The organism is Pseudoalteromonas sp. 4NS20-0020, assembly GCF_057554385.1.
The window spans coordinates 257,399-272,562 of sequence record NZ_BAAJMI010000001.1 but is presented as its reverse complement, the minus strand read 5'-3'; the positions used below and the strand labels follow the sequence as shown (position 1 = coordinate 272,562).

Annotated in this window: 14 protein-coding genes, 1 other RNA gene and 1 pseudogene; 10 read left to right on the top strand and 6 right to left on the bottom strand. The window is 39.3% G+C overall.

Features of this window, described 5'->3' with window-relative positions; genetic code table 11:
* Positions 1-19 precede the first annotated feature (19 nt).
* Positions 20-478 carry a division/cell wall cluster transcriptional repressor MraZ gene (gene mraZ, locus AC27JL_RS01230; protein WP_006792136.1) on the bottom strand — a complete coding sequence of 153 codons (459 nt, stop codon included), beginning with the start codon at positions 476-478 and terminating at the stop codon, positions 20-22.
* A 498-nt stretch (positions 479-976) separates the two neighbouring features.
* Here mraZ and AC27JL_RS01225 point away from each other — a divergent pair, with 498 nt between their 5' ends.
* Genes AC27JL_RS01225 through AC27JL_RS01215 form a run of 3 tightly spaced genes read left to right on the top strand, consistent with a single transcriptional unit; the run spans position 977 to position 2,021 of the window.
* On the top strand, positions 977-1,315 hold the full coding sequence (locus tag AC27JL_RS01225; protein ID WP_006792135.1) for a hypothetical protein: 339 nt from the start codon (positions 977-979) through the stop codon (positions 1,313-1,315).
* 6 nt (positions 1,316-1,321) lie between these two features.
* Positions 1,322-1,777 (top strand): hypothetical protein, encoded by a 456-nt coding sequence (locus AC27JL_RS01220; protein WP_008126785.1) that lies wholly within the window; start codon positions 1,322-1,324, stop codon positions 1,775-1,777.
* Position 1,778: 1 nt separating this feature from the next.
* Positions 1,779-2,021, top strand: coding sequence for a hypothetical protein (locus AC27JL_RS01215; protein ID WP_010555678.1), 243 nt, complete (start codon positions 1,779-1,781; stop codon positions 2,019-2,021).
* A gap of 8 nt (positions 2,022-2,029) precedes the next feature.
* On the opposite strand, the pseudogene AC27JL_RS01210 reads toward AC27JL_RS01215, so the two are convergent.
* Together AC27JL_RS01210 and AC27JL_RS01205 are read right to left on the bottom strand one after the other, a co-directional pair.
* Positions 2,030-3,000: pseudogene (locus AC27JL_RS01210) on the bottom strand (glutathione S-transferase family protein).
* Positions 3,001-3,016: 16 nt separating this feature from the next.
* On the bottom strand, positions 3,017-3,862 hold the full coding sequence (locus AC27JL_RS01205) for a pirin family protein (RefSeq protein ID WP_487194608.1): 846 nt from the start codon (positions 3,860-3,862) through the stop codon (positions 3,017-3,019).
* Positions 3,863-4,136: 274 nt separating this feature from the next.
* Between AC27JL_RS01205 and AC27JL_RS01200 the strand changes: the two genes are divergently transcribed.
* Together AC27JL_RS01200 and AC27JL_RS01195 are read left to right on the top strand one after the other, a co-directional pair.
* Positions 4,137-7,148 (top strand): bifunctional diguanylate cyclase/phosphodiesterase, encoded by a 3,012-nt coding sequence (locus AC27JL_RS01200; RefSeq protein ID WP_487194607.1) that lies wholly within the window; start codon positions 4,137-4,139, stop codon positions 7,146-7,148.
* Between the two features lie 128 nt (positions 7,149-7,276).
* On the top strand, positions 7,277-8,161 hold the full coding sequence (locus AC27JL_RS01195; protein WP_487194606.1) for a LysR family transcriptional regulator: 885 nt from the start codon (positions 7,277-7,279) through the stop codon (positions 8,159-8,161).
* Positions 8,162-8,168: 7 nt separating this feature from the next.
* Here AC27JL_RS01195 and AC27JL_RS01190 read toward each other — a convergent pair whose 3' ends face one another.
* On the bottom strand, positions 8,169-9,122 hold the full coding sequence (locus tag AC27JL_RS01190; RefSeq protein ID WP_487194605.1) for a YihY/virulence factor BrkB family protein: 954 nt from the start codon (positions 9,120-9,122) through the stop codon (positions 8,169-8,171).
* Between the two features lie 176 nt (positions 9,123-9,298).
* On the opposite strand from AC27JL_RS01190, the gene AC27JL_RS01185 reads away from it, so the two are divergent.
* Entirely contained in the window at positions 9,299-10,315 is a 1,017-nt protein-coding gene (locus tag AC27JL_RS01185) for a mechanosensitive ion channel family protein (RefSeq protein ID WP_424072738.1), read from the top strand.
* Positions 10,316-10,373: 58 nt separating this feature from the next.
* Here AC27JL_RS01185 and rnpB read toward each other — a convergent pair.
* Together rnpB and rsmI are read right to left on the bottom strand one after the other, a co-directional pair.
* An RNA gene (gene rnpB, locus AC27JL_RS01180) (RNase P RNA component class A) lies at positions 10,374-10,737 on the bottom strand.
* A gap of 41 nt (positions 10,738-10,778) precedes the next feature.
* Positions 10,779-11,636 carry a 16S rRNA (cytidine(1402)-2'-O)-methyltransferase gene (gene rsmI, locus AC27JL_RS01175; protein WP_276754156.1) on the bottom strand — a complete coding sequence of 286 codons (858 nt, stop codon included), beginning with the start codon at positions 11,634-11,636 and terminating at the stop codon, positions 10,779-10,781.
* A 61-nt stretch (positions 11,637-11,697) separates the two neighbouring features.
* Between rsmI and AC27JL_RS01170 the strand changes: the two genes are divergently transcribed.
* From AC27JL_RS01170 to dolP, 4 genes are read left to right on the top strand one after another with little or no spacing between them, the layout of a single operon-like run.
* On the top strand, positions 11,698-13,575 hold the full coding sequence (locus AC27JL_RS01170) for a penicillin-binding protein activator (protein WP_487194604.1): 1,878 nt from the start codon (positions 11,698-11,700) through the stop codon (positions 13,573-13,575).
* A gap of 9 nt (positions 13,576-13,584) precedes the next feature.
* A complete protein-coding gene (locus AC27JL_RS01165) occupies positions 13,585-13,956 on the top strand; it encodes a YraN family protein (RefSeq protein WP_243532666.1) in 372 nt (123 codons plus the stop codon).
* 24 nt (positions 13,957-13,980) lie between these two features.
* Positions 13,981-14,574 (top strand): SIS domain-containing protein, encoded by a 594-nt coding sequence (locus AC27JL_RS01160; RefSeq protein WP_487194603.1) that lies wholly within the window; start codon positions 13,981-13,983, stop codon positions 14,572-14,574.
* Positions 14,567-15,136, top strand: a complete 570-nt coding sequence (dolP, locus tag AC27JL_RS01155; protein WP_008130334.1) for a division/outer membrane stress-associated lipid-binding lipoprotein — start codon at positions 14,567-14,569, stop codon at positions 15,134-15,136. The genes AC27JL_RS01160 and dolP overlap by 8 nt, the downstream gene beginning before the upstream one ends.
* Positions 15,137-15,164 lie beyond the last annotated feature (28 nt).

Below are 15,164 nucleotides of genomic sequence, written 5' to 3'. Positions count from 1 at the left end.
TTTGCCTTTTTTTGTGCCGTTAAAGTGTAAAGTTATCTAAATCTGAATTAGGCTCAAAATCACCTAGCCTCTCAAGCTCAGTGTCTTGGCGCATTTGTTCGTTCCAACGCGCTTCATCCCAGATTTCAAATTTATTCATTAACCCAACTAGCATTATTTTTTTACCAAGGTCTGCATGCGCACGTAACGACGGCGCTAACAAAATCCGACCATTTTTATCAAGTTGATACTCTGTCGCATTGCCTAACAACATGCGTTGCATTCGACGGGCACGTGGATTCATATTGGAAATTTTAGCTAAGCGACTTTCTATTTCTTGCCATTCAGCCAATGGATACAACCACAAGCAGGGCTCATTTAACGCGACGGTACAAATCACTGTTCCCTGATCTTCAGATAGCAGCGATTCTCGGTACTTGGTCGGCACCGCAAAACGTCCTTTATCATCCAAACTCAGTGAACTCGCGCCACGGAACATAATTAGCCTGCTTTAAATTATTTTAATCAGCTATTAATTTATGCTGATCCAGTTTGATCCACTAAAAACCACTTTTTACCACAGTGCTCCAGTTTAGGGCTTGACAAGCCTTTTTGTCAAGTAAGCTGACCTCCTTTAACGAGTCTCTAAGCTAGAAAAAATAAGGGTTCAGGCGAAGCGGTTGAATTACGTGGGAAAAAGTGGAGATACAAACAAAAAAATATTTTTATCCATTTTAATAACTTTTTGTTTACATGGTTTGATTACTGAATAAGCAATGAATAATTACAATTTTCTAGCGGGTTTTACTCACTTTGTAATATTTACTTAGATCGGCAGTAAGAGTTACTACATCGTTTTTATTATATATTAAAAACGCTTCACCAATAAAATACAATAACAAATAAAATCAACATCTTATGTAAGCATCACAGTCTGGTTTAATTGTTGCTTCAGTTAATGCACTACTTAAATACTTTTACTCATTAAGGATTGCTTATGGCTACTGCTACGACGACTAAACAAAATACGACTACAGATATTAAGTCTGACACTAAAGCACAAACGACTGATGCCCCACTGACAGAAAAAGCAACATCAGCTGCTCATGATGCGGTTGATGCACTGTCTACAAAAGCAGCAACAGCTGAAAGTAGTGTGAGAAAAGGTGCATCTAGTTCTGCTGAGGCACTGAGCGAAAAGCAATTGATTGCTCGCGAAAAGCTAGGCGAGTGCACAGCTAAAACACGTGCCTTCGCATCTGAAAACCCTCTAGCTACAGCAGGGATTGCATTTGCAGCGGGTATGTTAATTACTTCATTATTCCGTCGTAAGTAAAACCTGATGGAAAATTTCCACTCGAGCACAACCAAGGATGGTAAAGCGCAAAACCAAACGACTGATCAACAGTATCAAAAGGACGATTGGCAAGATCATATTGCAAAACTCTTAACGTATTCAAAACAGCTCAAGGATGATTATCATACTCAAGGAAAGATCACCCACCAGCTTGCAAAGGCTGAATGGCGCTTATCGTTAAGATCGCTTGCATTGATCTCTATATTTTTAGGCTGTTTTGCCAGTGGTTTGGTTTTGTTGTGGGCGGGCGTATTAGGTGCGGCAGGTTATGCGATATACGACCTATTTGGTTCTGTGTGGGTAAGTATTGCAACCGTTACACTATTACAGGTCGCATGTTTGTTTTGGCTATGGAAAAGCGTTGCGTACTTAAGCAACAAAATAGGTTTTAGCAAAACCCTTAAAAGCATAAAGCAATTATTAAACTTACAAGGACATTAATATGTTAGTTGATATATTGATTAAAAACCCTGATGCAAACGTAAAAGCACTGACTAAACAAATGGATTTACAAAGCGAGCTTAAGCGACAACACCAAGCCGCGTTTGTATATCGATTAAAGCGTTTTGCAGCCAGTAAAGTAGGCTTAAGCAGCGCATTTATAGCTGGCGTTGCAGTTCAATCAGGTAAAAGTGAAACCAGCCTTATAAGAAAATACGGCTGGCTAATTAGGTTAATTGGTTAGCTAGTTAACTATGCCCTGCCATGTGCTTGCAAATAATTTATTTCTGGCCCTTTTGGTACAATCTGGGTGGGATTGATCATAGTGTGGCTAAAATAGTAATGCCGCTAATGTGATAGAAATTAACCGTATTTGCAACTCCCTCAACTTGGTACAAATCCCTTAAGTATCCACTCAACGAAGGGTAACTCTCAATTGTGCGCAAATTGCATTTAAAATGCCCTACATACACACAATCAAACCTAATTAACGTTGTAAATAAGCGCCAATCTGCTTCCGTAATTTTATCGCCCGCAAGGTAGCGTTTTTTACTCAGTATTTTTTCAACTTTGTCTAGAGCTGTAAACACATCGTCGAATGCTTGTTCGTAAGCGTGCGTTGCAGTTGCAAATCCAGCTCGGTAAACACCGTTATTAATATTTGGATAAACTAGCGCATTAAGTTCATCGATTTCACTACGAAGTGATTCAGGGTAGTAATCGTCTTTATTACCTGTTATTTCATTAAACGCACTATTAAACATGCGTATTATATCGGCAGATTCATTACTAACTATCTTGTTTTGTTTTTTGTCCCACAAGACAGGAACAGTTACTCGCCCTGAGTAATTAGAATTATTTTTAGTATAAACTTGGTGTAAGTAATCACTAGCAAATAAGGCATCACCCGTGCTGTGGTTATTTTGATCAAACTCCCAGCCATTAGCCAACATGTCAGGGCTTACAATCGATACAGAAATAAGTTCATCAAGCTTTTTTAACGTACGGAAAATAAGTGTGCGGTGTGCCCAAGGGCACGCTAACGAAACATATAAATGATAACGCCCAGCCTCAGCTTTAAAACCACCTTCGCCAGTTTCACCTGCGCTACCGTCTGACGTGATCCAATTTCGTAATTGCGCTGCCTCACGCTCAAACTTTCCGTCGCTTGAATCTGTGTCATACCATTTATCTTGCCATTGACCATTAACAAGTAATCCCATTATTTGCTCCTCAAAATTAAATAAGTGTGCCAAATTGACCATTTTGGTAATCATGAACGGCTTGCTGTATTTCGGCTTGTGTTGTCATAACAAATGGCCCCATATGTGCAATGGGTTGCTTGAGCGGATCACCCGCTAAAATTAATACACCTGCACCATGTTGCGTTGCTATATCAATATCGCTACCTGGCTCTAAAATTAGTAACTTACCCGCCTTGAATGTTTGATTATCTGGCGCGATAAGGGATCCCGAATGTATGTAAAGCATCACATTTTGTTGTTTTAAAGGAGCAAGCTTTAGCTGCTTACCAGCAGTTAAAGTTACATCGGCTAAAGCGGCATTTGCAGAGAGCTTTTGAATACTTGATGTTAATTCAACTGCTTCAAATTGCCATGAACCAGCAAGGGCAGTTAATGTAACACCACTTTCATTTTTAAAGGTTGGAGCTGGGCTTTGCGTTGTATCTTGATAAATGGGATCGCGCATTTTTTCTTTGCTTGGCATATTGATCCAAATTTGAAAACCATGGAGTCCGTCTTTGGCATCAGGCAGAGGCATTTCGCTGTGGATCACTCCATTTCCTGTACTCATCCATTGCACATCGCCTGCTCTGATCGCTTTTTTATTACCCATTTGATCTTTATGTTCAAATCCTCCTTTAATAATATATGTAAACGTTTCCATACCTCGGTGGGGATGCGCAGGAAAACCGCCCATATAATCAGCCTCGTTATCTGACTTGAGCTCATCGATCATTAAAAACGGGTCAAGGTATTTACCATCGAATCCAGAGATACGGCTTATATTGACACCGTCACCATCTTGAGTTGCATAGGACGTTAATATTTTTGCTATATTCATTTTTTAAATCACTATCTAAAATATTATCTATACTTATTTAAGCACTGATAAAACCAAACAACCATGTCTTTATATCGCGCTAACCATTCGCTTTTTTAGAATTATTTGATAATGAAATATTTTTTCATAACAACTTATAAAATATGGTTTTTTATATTTTATTGACTACAATCACCATTAAATTTACTCAAAAAAGGGACAGAGTATTTTAACTTCATCGCTCAAAAGTCAATTTTATAGGTTACTAATCATTATTAGTATCCCGGGCATTCTTGTGACATTTTTAGCCCTATGGGCAGAACGTGAGGCTGCGATTGAAAAAAGCGAAGAAAAAGTCGTTAATATTGCTAAGCATTTAACCCACCAACAAACAGCAATGATTGGAGAAACTGAGCAACTCACTCGGTTTTTAGCAAACACAATTGCTGCAGAACCCAACCTTCCGGACACGTGCCCTAGCTATTTTTACCAAATACAAGAGCTCTACACAAACGTTGCCAATATTGGTGTAGTTGATGACAAAGGAAACTTAATTTGTGTAACCAATGGCATAGTAAAAAATGTGTCTATTAGTGATAGGCAATACTTTAAAAATGCCATAGCAAATAAAAGCTTTTCAATTGGGTATTTTCAATACGACAGAAGCATTCAAGCACCCAGTGTTAACTTTGCTCACCCTATTATTGATAAGCAAGAGCAATTAAAGGGCGTTGTTGTTACAGTGATTGCACTTGACTGGTGGAGTGCAGCTTTAGACAAAGCCGAATTCCCAATGGGTTCGAACGCTGTTATTGCTGATTCCAATGGCCTTGTACTGGCAAGTTACCCAAACTCATTGCTACCTTTAGGGGAAAAAATTAACAACAAATACTTTTTACATGGCGATAGCTCATTAGCTATGTTTAAAGACGATAACAACGTCAATCAAATCTTTCACCGAGCAACTATTTATAATGACATTAATAACAATAATTTAGAAATTTACATCACATCGCCCACTGATAAATATATTGATCGAGCAAATAAACACTTTTTAGAAACTATTATTTTATTTTTTAGCGCTATTTTAATTATTGCTTTTATTGGCCACCATTTAATTAAAAAAAGTATTTTTTACCCTATTGAAAAACTCTCCCAAGCAACCGACCTATTAGCACAAGGCAATATGCCCGCTAATAAAATAAAACCTAATAGTCCTGAATTATCAGCTTTGTATACGCGCTTTGAAGCCATGGCTGAAACACGTTTGCAAACAGAAGCCGATTTAAAAAACAAACACGACGAGTTGACAGGGTTACTAAATGCTCTCCCCGATATGTACCTTAGATTCAACAATACGGGTACTATACTTAACGTTAGCGGCACCATTATCCCGCTATTCGCTGCAAGCAGTAAACTGCCTGAAAACTTATTAGACATATTACCAAAAGATATTACTGAACAAATTTTGAGTGAAGCATCCAACCGCGAAGACGTCATCACTTTTGATTTTAAAATCAGTACAGGTGTGGCGGATCACTATTTTGAGGCGAACATAAATCATCTTGAAAAAAGTGATGAGCTAATACTTGTACTTCGTGATATCAGCCAACGCAAAGTAAATGAAGACTCGCTTCACTTAGCGTCTCTTGTTTATGGTAACAGTAGCGAAAGCATGGCAATTACAGATGCCAACGGTATTATTTTTGATGTAAACCCTGCCTTTTGTGAAACAACACAATATTCTAAAGACGAAGTGATTGGCCACTCTACCCGCATACTTTCTTCAGGTGAGCACTCAAAAGAGTTTTATGAAAAAATTTGGGCATCAATAAATGCCACTGGTCGCTGGCAAGGCGAAATTATAAACCGTAAAAAAAATGGGGTACTATTTACTGAGTGGCTAAATATAGACACTGTTTACGATGAAAATAACAAACCTGCACGCCGAATAGCTATCTTTACTGATTTAACTGAAAAAATACAAGCAAATAAAACCATTTGGCGACAAGCTCACTTCGATCATTTGACCGATTTACCAAATCGATTAGAGCTTAAAATACGACTAAATAAACAGTTTTCTAATGCAAATAATGAAAGCTTTGTTGTGATGCTTCTAGATATTGATCATTTTAAAGATATTAATGATACTTTAGGCCACCACTATGGAGACAACCTATTAAAAGTGGTGTCGCAGCGTATTGTCAATTCAGCTAAAAATGCCGAATTTGTTGCGCGTATTGGTGGTGATGAATTTGTTATTGTTTTTAATCATATTAAAAGTACTCGCCATATAAACCAGATTGCTAGCAATATATTACAAAGCTTATCGTCTGCGCTACATGTTGAAAATGAAGAAGTATTTATAAGTGCCAGCATGGGTATAGCCTGTGCGCCCGAAGATGGTGAAAACACCGAGCAGCTATTAAAAGCAGCCGATCAGGCAATGTATAAGGCTAAAAATAATGGCCGTAATGGCTTTGAATTTTTCTCTCGTGATATGAGAGAGCAAGCACAAGCTCGTATGTTGTTACTCAAAGACTTGCGCTGTGCAATAGAATATAACCAGTTCGAATTATTTTATCAGCCTATTGTGTCGCTAAACGATTTACATATACACAAGGCTGAAGGCTTAATACGCTGGCAACATCCACAAAAAGGGTTAATAAGCCCTATCGCGTTTATTCCACTTGCTGAAGAAACAAGGCAAATTAATGCCATTGGCCAATTTGTATTTTCCCAAGCAATAGAAACGCTCACCGATATAAAAAAATTGACTGATGACGATTTTCAAATAAGTGTGAACGTCTCCCCTGTACAATTATCTACTGCTAATAGTGGTATTGATGATTGGTATGCCATGCTTGATGCCGCTAAAATTTCCCCCTCTTCTATTGTTGCTGAAATAACAGAAGGCTTAATGGTTAACCCTGAGGAACTGACGCAAAAGCGCCTCAAACAAATTGTGAAATCAGGGATGCAACTGGCTCTTGACGATTTTGGTACAGGCTACTCATCGCTTGCCTACTTGCAGGAAATGGATACTGACTACTTAAAGATTGATAAACGATTTGTTGATAATATTAAAGCTGATAGCCAAGAACTGTCGTTGTGTGAAGCAATAATTGTAATGGCTCACCAGCTTGGTTTAAAAGTAATAGCAGAAGGCATTGAAACACCATTACAATATCAGCTACTAACTGAGGCTGGTTGTGATTATGGGCAAGGTTACTTATTTTCCAAGCCTTTAAATAAAAGCGATTTTATGGATCTTATTGCTGAGAAAAAAGTGATTCTTTCAAAGTAAACTTACCGAGATTAGTAAGTTTTGTTAGGGCTGGGTTAAACATAAATTAATCTATTTCTGTTATGCAATTAAAAATGCGTCTATACGGTCAAGTCCAAGAAGCAAATAACTTTCTAACAGGATTTCAAATGGCAAAACCCACATTAGATCAATGGCGGATGTTTAAAGCCGTGGTAGAACATGGTGGTTTTGCTGGCGCCAGTGCCGCGGTATTTAAAAGCCAGTCAACGGTTCATCATGCAGTGCAAAAACTCGAAGCCGCTTTGCAAATAAAACTACTTGAGGTGAAAGGCCGTAAAGCGTTTTTAACGGAAAGTGGAAAACTTATATTACGCCGTGCAGAGTTTTTAATTGAAGAAGCGAATAAAATAGAATCTGTTGCAAATACACTAAGTGAAGGAGTGGAAAGTACATTAAAAATAGCAGTTGATGAAGTATTCCCTCAGCCCATTTTGTATCAAGCACTTGCTAAAACAAGTGAGCTTTATCCATTACTAAAAATCGATTTGATCGAAAGCGTGCTAACCGGCGCCAATGAATTACTTAACAATGCGGTGGTTGATTTAGCTATTTCATCAGTTCCTATTTATGGCATTAGTTGTAGCAAATTGACAGATGTTGAGTTTATTGCCGTAGCGCATAAAAATCACCCACTTAACAAATATGAAGAACAATTAAGCTTTCGAGATTTAAAACAACATCGACAAATTGTAGTGCGCGATTCTGCAACACACACTAACCAAGACGAAGGTTGGTTAGGCGCAGATATGCGCTGGACCGTTAGCCACTTACGTAATTCAATTGATATGGTGAGCCAAAATCTAGGTTACGCGTGGCTTCCGTTTGATCAAGTCACTCATCTTATTAATGATCATACACTCAAGGTACTAAACCTTGAGCAAGGCATTACGCGTCCTCTTAACTTATATTTAATGTGTAACGATGTTGATAGATTAGGCCCTGCAGCACAAGAATTTAAAGAGCAACTTACAGCAATAATTGCAGCAGAGTAACGATTGATTAATCGTTTTTGATACCCAGGTGATCAGCAACATACGCGCCGCGTTCACCTAGCTCTTTCTCAGGTCCAATTGTGCTGTCTTTTGCCGTTTGCTGCTCTGTTTCTGCGTTAATCACGGCTCCCATGGTGACGATGTACGCGCTTATGTATAACCACATTAGCATGATGACCACCCCACCCAAGGATCCATAAGTTTCGTTATAACTTGAAAAGCGCGATACATAAAATGAAAAGCCAATAGATGCTATAATCCAAAATACGGTTGCAATAGCAGAGCCGAGCGTTATCCAACGCCATTTAGCCGCTTTTCTATGCGGTGCGTAACGGTATAAAAGCACCAATGCAAAGTTAAACGTAAGGGCTAGTATTGGCCACGACACGACCTTAATTAACAAATCAATACTGTCTTTGAGACCTACTAAATTTAGTACTATAGGCAAAATACCTATAATTAACAGCGCAAAAATAGCGACTAAAATAGCACCTACCGAAAACATAAAACGAACAAACTGCGCCCTCAAGAAAGAACGTTTTTCATATTCATGATAACTTATGTTGCAGGCTGTAATTAATGCTTGGCTTCCCTTAGAGCTACTCCAAATAGTGAGTAATAACGTGCCTAACGCCCCTAAAGTTAGCCGCGCCTGAGAGCTTTGCGTGAGCTCTGAAGTTTGCGATAAAATCAGTTCACGCGAACTATTTGGTATTAAGGTTGTAAACTGCCTAAGGTGCTCACTGATCTCTGCAGGTGAAGCAAAATAAGCGTATATAGAAACCAAAGCAGCAATAGCTGGGAAAATAGCAAGTAACGCATAAAATGCCACTCCGGCAGAAACCAAAGATAAATTGTCTTTGCTCATGCGCGCAAAAATACGCTTAGCAATATCCCACCAGCCCTTCATGGGAATATGTGCTGGTTGCTCTGCATGTTGACCTCTTTTTGGCTTTTTCATACTTAATCTCACTATAATTAGTACTTTAATGAAGCAAAATAACTGCCAACTTAAAAAAAGTGTTTGGTATTAAACTTGCTGTTAAAGTAAAAGTAACTAAACACGGAAGAAACCCAATGCCTACAATAGCATCAGACGTACCATCAGCTACCAGTACCCCCTCATTGAACCCCGTAATGGAAGGAAATGTGTTTTCGTGGCAATTTTTTTATGACCAAAGCATGCAATTAGTTCACGCTACAGCGCAAATATTACCCACCTTGTTGTTAGGTTTACTCTTACTCACTATCAGCTATTTTACAGCAGGCCCTCTTTCACGCATGCTCATAAAACCTATCAATTTAGTAACCGATAGTAAGCTAGTTTTGCTGGTTGTAAGGCGCGGAATTAGCACTTTAGTCATTTTATTAGGCCTGTATCTGTTTTTACGTTTAGCAGGGCTTACTGAATTTGCGGTAGCCATAATGAGTGGGACCGGTTTAATAGGCTTAATATTAGGCTTTGCTTTTAGAGACATCGCAGAAAATTTTATAGCAAGCTTACTTTTAAGTGTACAACGCCCGTTTAAAATAGACGATGTAATTGAAGTAGATGGACGTTTAGGCGTTATAAAAAAAGTAACGGCTCGTGCCACAACGCTTGTTGATTACGATGGTAATCACATTCAAATTCCAAATGCTACGGTATATAAAAATACCATCAAAAATTTAACTGCTAATCCCAAAATGCGCGGTAAAGTGGAAATAGGTATAGGCTACGATAACGACATACGCAGCGCGCAAACGCTTGCTCTAAATATAGCAAACAAACAAACGGCCGTATTAAACGATCCCCCAGCACAAGTACTTATAAAAAATTTAGGCTCATCAACAATAAACTTTATTTTATATTTTTGGGTTAATAGCGAGCAGCATAGTCCACTTAAAGTAAGCTCTCAGCTTATGCGTGAACTAGTTAATGAATTTACTGAGCAAAATATAAGTATGCCGGATGATGCTAGAGAACGAATTTTATTAAATGCCTCTGGCAAGGAATTTTCAAGCTCAGCAGTAAAAGAGCGTTTAAATGAAAAGAAACCACCGGAAACCCACGAGCAAACCGAAACACTTAACGATGTAAGCAGTGATACTGACGAAATACGCGAACAGGCAGAGCAGTCAAGGGATCCTGAACAAGGAAAGAATATTATTTAAGTTAATAAAATTTAGATGCAAAAAAGCCCGCAGCGTTAACTGCGGGCTTTTTATTGAATGAGTGAGTCAGCCTATAAGCCGGGTTTTGTCCTTTCCGAAGAAAGTGATAATCATTCGTCTAGGCCATAAATCGCTCTATGGCTCAAGCAACCTACCCGGTTCCAACGTGGGCCACGCCATAAGGAACCCTATTTGGTCTTGCTCCGAGTGGAGTTTACCTTGCAACCGACTATTACTAGCGGCCCGGTGCGCTCTTACCGCACCCTTTCACCCTTACCAACCGAAGTTGGCGGTCTTCTCTCTGCTGCACTTGTCGTGGGCTCACGCCCCCCAGCCGTTAGCTGGCACTCTGCCCTGTGGAGCCCGGACTTTCCTCCCCCTGATCATTTTCGTCACAGGCAGCGATTATCTTGGCTGACTCGGCGCGCAGTATACATGACGCTAAAGCCAAGCGCAGTAATATTTACTCTTTTTCTTCAATAATTGTTTTGTATAGTGCATTTTTTTTCATGCCAAAGTACTCAGCTACAACACCGCACGCTTTTTTCATTGGCATTTCTTTTTCAAGTAGAGCCAACATTTTACGAGCCTCTGGTGGAATGTCGTCTACCACCTTAGGTTTGCCCGGCAGCATGAGAACTATTTCGCCGCGTTGCTTAGTGGGATCATCTGTTAAAAACTGCTTTAGCTCACTCACTGAGCCATTAAAAAAAGTTTCGAACGTTTTAGTTAGCTCTTTGGCAAATACGACCTGCTGTTCACTGCCAAGTGCAGTTTCTAAATCGTCTAGACTTGCCATAATACGGTGCGTACTTTCATACATTATACTGGTAATACTTGAGTTAATCGCATCGATAAAAAAATCTTGGCGAGCCTTACTTTTAGCGGGCGTAAAGCCAATAAACTGAAAACGATCGGTAGGCAGCCCTGAACAACACACCGCGGTTATAGCAGCGCACGCACCTGGTACTGGGGTTACGCTTGCCCCTTGCTCACGACATAAGTTTACAACCGCATATCCAGGGTCACTAATGAGTGGCGTGCCTGCATCCGATACTAAAGCAATATTTAATCCTTGATTAAGCTGATCGATAATTTGCTGTGCTTTTTGTTTTTCGTTGTGATCATGTAATGCAAATGTTTTTGCCTTAATACCAAAATGGCTAAGGAGCTTACCTGTATGGCGAGTGTCTTCAGCAGCGATTAAGTCAACCTGCGATAATGTCGCGATAGCACGCTGACTTAAGTCGTCATAATTGCCAATTGGGGTGGCAACAACGTAAAGAGTGCCAATTTTATGTGAATTCTCCTCATTTAACATTGAGGTCTCCTGCGTCAGTCAGTAATATAAGCAAATCGCGTTAACGTATTGGGAAATCATTGTGCGACTTAAACTAGTTGGTCTATTAATTATATTGTCAGGGTTATCGGCGTGTAGCACAACCGAAAAACCAATTAAAAAAAGCGATAACTTCAGCAGCAGTGCTAATGCGCTAAAAAATCAAGCGACTAATGCGCAGTCTATCTATCAATTGGCCGTAAATCGCGAAGGTGCAGATAAAATACAATTATTGTATAGCGCACGTGATTCAGCTATTTCTGAAAAAAACTGGCCATTATTAGAGCAAATTGGTAGCGACCTAGAGTTAACAGCGAGTGTCGATCAAACTCAAAATCGCCTTTATATTGCATACGCGCAAAAGCAACAAAATAAAAATGACCAGTCTTTGATTATTTTACAATCGTTAGATGGTCAACTGACACAACCTGAACACTTTGCATGGCATCAGTTTTTAACAGCCAGTATTTACGCCTCACAAAATTTCCCTAAAAAAGCGGCTCCCTATTTTTTTAGAGCATCAGAAACATCTGCAAAAAATAATATTGATATACCACAACTCGACCAACAATTATGGGATAACCTAAAACAGCTGTCTTCCTATGCATTAGAGCGTTTTAACCGTGGCTCTGTTATTCAACAAGGCTGGGTAAACCTTGCTTTATACCATCAAGTATATGCTGGTAGCGGTGTAGAGTTAGATCAAGCAATAAATAATTGGAGACGCCGTTACGTGGGACACCCTGCTGGAGCCGTGTTACCTAAACAAGATGCAAACTTTGTAGAATTAGCGCCTTTGAATATTGACCGCTTAGTTTTGTTATTCCCTCAATCAGGTCCTAACGAACGCCTAGGTGATGCTTTAAAAGCAGGTGCTTTAGCCGCATTAGATAAACAAAATATTAATGAAGCTATTTTTATTGATGAGAATTTAAGTACTGCAGACATTGCAGCAAAACTTGACCAAATTAACCCTGACTTTGTAGTTGGGCCACTACTTAAAGCAAACATAGATAAGCTTACGGCAGCTGAGACACTTATTAATATCCCTACGTTGCATTTAAATACATTCGATGGAGACACTATTTCGCTCCAACACTACTATTTTGCCCTGAATCCAGAGCATGAAGTTGAACAAGCTTTAGAGCATTTTCTAGCTATGGGGTATCAAAAACCCATGCTACTCGCTCCAGAAAATACGAATGGCCAGCGCTTAGTTGATTTTTTTAATCAGCAATGGCAGCGCTACAGCGAGACTAAGCCTCAAATTGGTTTTTATGAAAACAATCAAGACATGCCAAAAACGATTAGTAGTTTATTAGAAGTTGATCAATCTAAAGAGCGTATAAAAACAATAAAAGCCTTATTCAAGCAGGAAGTTGAAAGTGAAACACGCTCACGTAGTGATATTGATGTGATTTATATTTTAGGTGATGCAATAGAAACACGCTTAATTAAGCCCTACCTCGATGTAAATGTGAGTACATTCTCAGAGCGAATTCCGCTGTATGCGAGCTCAAAAAGTCACAGTAAGCAAATTGACTCAACCGACAAAGGCGATTTAGACGGCCTGTATTTCACAGAACTACCTTGGATGCTTAATTCACAAATCACACAACATAACTTACGTGAGCAGTATAATTTGCTTTGGCCCGAGCAAGCCGATATTAGCCAGCGCTTATTCGCCATGGCATACGATGCAGTACTCGTTATTAACGATATTAGGCAGTTGAGCTTAATGCCTGGCAATCAATTTAGCGGTTTGAGCGGTAAGTTATCGGTTAATAGTAATGGGCACCTACAACGCGTACTTGATTGGGCTCGATATACTAATCGCCAAATTAAGTCTGTGCAGTTAAAAACACAACGCCCTGTGCCCTTATTTATGCAATCGGCTAGCGGTGTAAAAACGATAAATTAAGGGGGCGGCATGTCGTGGTTTAAAGAGCTGTGGCAAAATAGTCGTGAAAAAGGTCAGTACTACGAACTACAAGCGCAAAAATACCTAGTAGCGCAAGGTTTAAAACCTATAGAACGTAATTATTACTGCCCCTTTGGTGAGCTCGATATTATTATGAAAGAGGGTAACACCCTTGTTTTTGTGGAAGTGAAGTTTCGCAAAAACAATGCTCGAGGTGGTGCTAATTATGCGCTCAGCACTCAAAAACAAGCACGGCTTAAACGTAGTATTCATCATTACTTAGCAGCTAAAAACTTAACAAATCAGGCATTAAGAATTGACTATGTAGCCATAACCGGAGAATCATCTCCTACATATAATTGGCTTAAAAACGTATTTTAAAATACTAAAAAGAATTGGTAGGCTATGCAAGACACGATAAAAGAAATTTTCACAGAAAGTATTCAAGTTCAAATAGCCGCTGGAGAGGTCCTTCCCAGTGCGCTTGAATCGGCCGCGTTCACAATTGCACAAAGCCTTATTAACGGTAATAAGTTAATTTGTTGCGGGACAGCTAACTGTCATATGCTTGCGCAACATATAGCGGGTATATTGGTCAATCACTACGAAACAGAGCGCCCTTGCTTGCCTGCTATTGCTTTGTCACAAGAAAATATAAATCTTGGACAGAACAATCACAGCGATGATCACGATACATTTTCCCGTCAAATCCGTGCATTCGCTCAACAAGGTGACTTACTATTGGTATTAGCAATTAATGGCAATGAAAAGCAGGTAATTTCAGCCGTTGAAGCTGCACTTACACGCGATATGAAGGTCATTGTAATGGTCGGTGACGATGGCGGTGAATTAGTGGGTTTACTTGGCCCTAATGATGTTGAAATAAGAACACCGTCTAAACGTCCAAGCCGTATTATAGAGTCGCATTTAACTAACTTACATTGTTTAAGTGAACTTATAGATTTAACGCTTTTCCCGCAGGATGAAAATTATGTTTAAACGCTCCCTTATTATTTTAGGTACCGTTGTATTATTACAAGGCTGTGCTGCAGCTGTTGTAGCCGGCACTGCCAGTGCAGTAACCGCTGCAAACGACCGTCGCACTATAGGCTCTCAAATCGATGATAACAATATAGAAATTAAAGCTAGCATTGCTATTAGTGAAGTTGAACGCTTAGAAAAGTCTGCTCGAGTTAACGCTATAAGTGTCAATGGTATTGTTTTGCTTGTTGGTCAAGTTGCTAATCAGGAAATGAAAAACGAAGCACAAATAACCGTAGAAGCGATTGCCGGCATTCGTAAAATTCATAACCAACTTCGTATTGGTTCAAATATTGGTATAACAACTCAAACTCATGATTCGTGGCTTACCTCAAAGGTAAAAGCACAGTTACTAGCAGCTAAAGATATTAGTAGCAATAACATTAAAGTGGTTACAGAAAACGCTGAGGTGTATTTGATGGGCTTGGTGTCTCAAGATGAAGCTAATCGTGCAGTTGATATTGCACGTAATGTGTCGGGCGTCGAGCGAGTAGTAAAGGTATTTGAATATATTAATTAAAAGCCACTAAATTACAGCGATAAAAAAA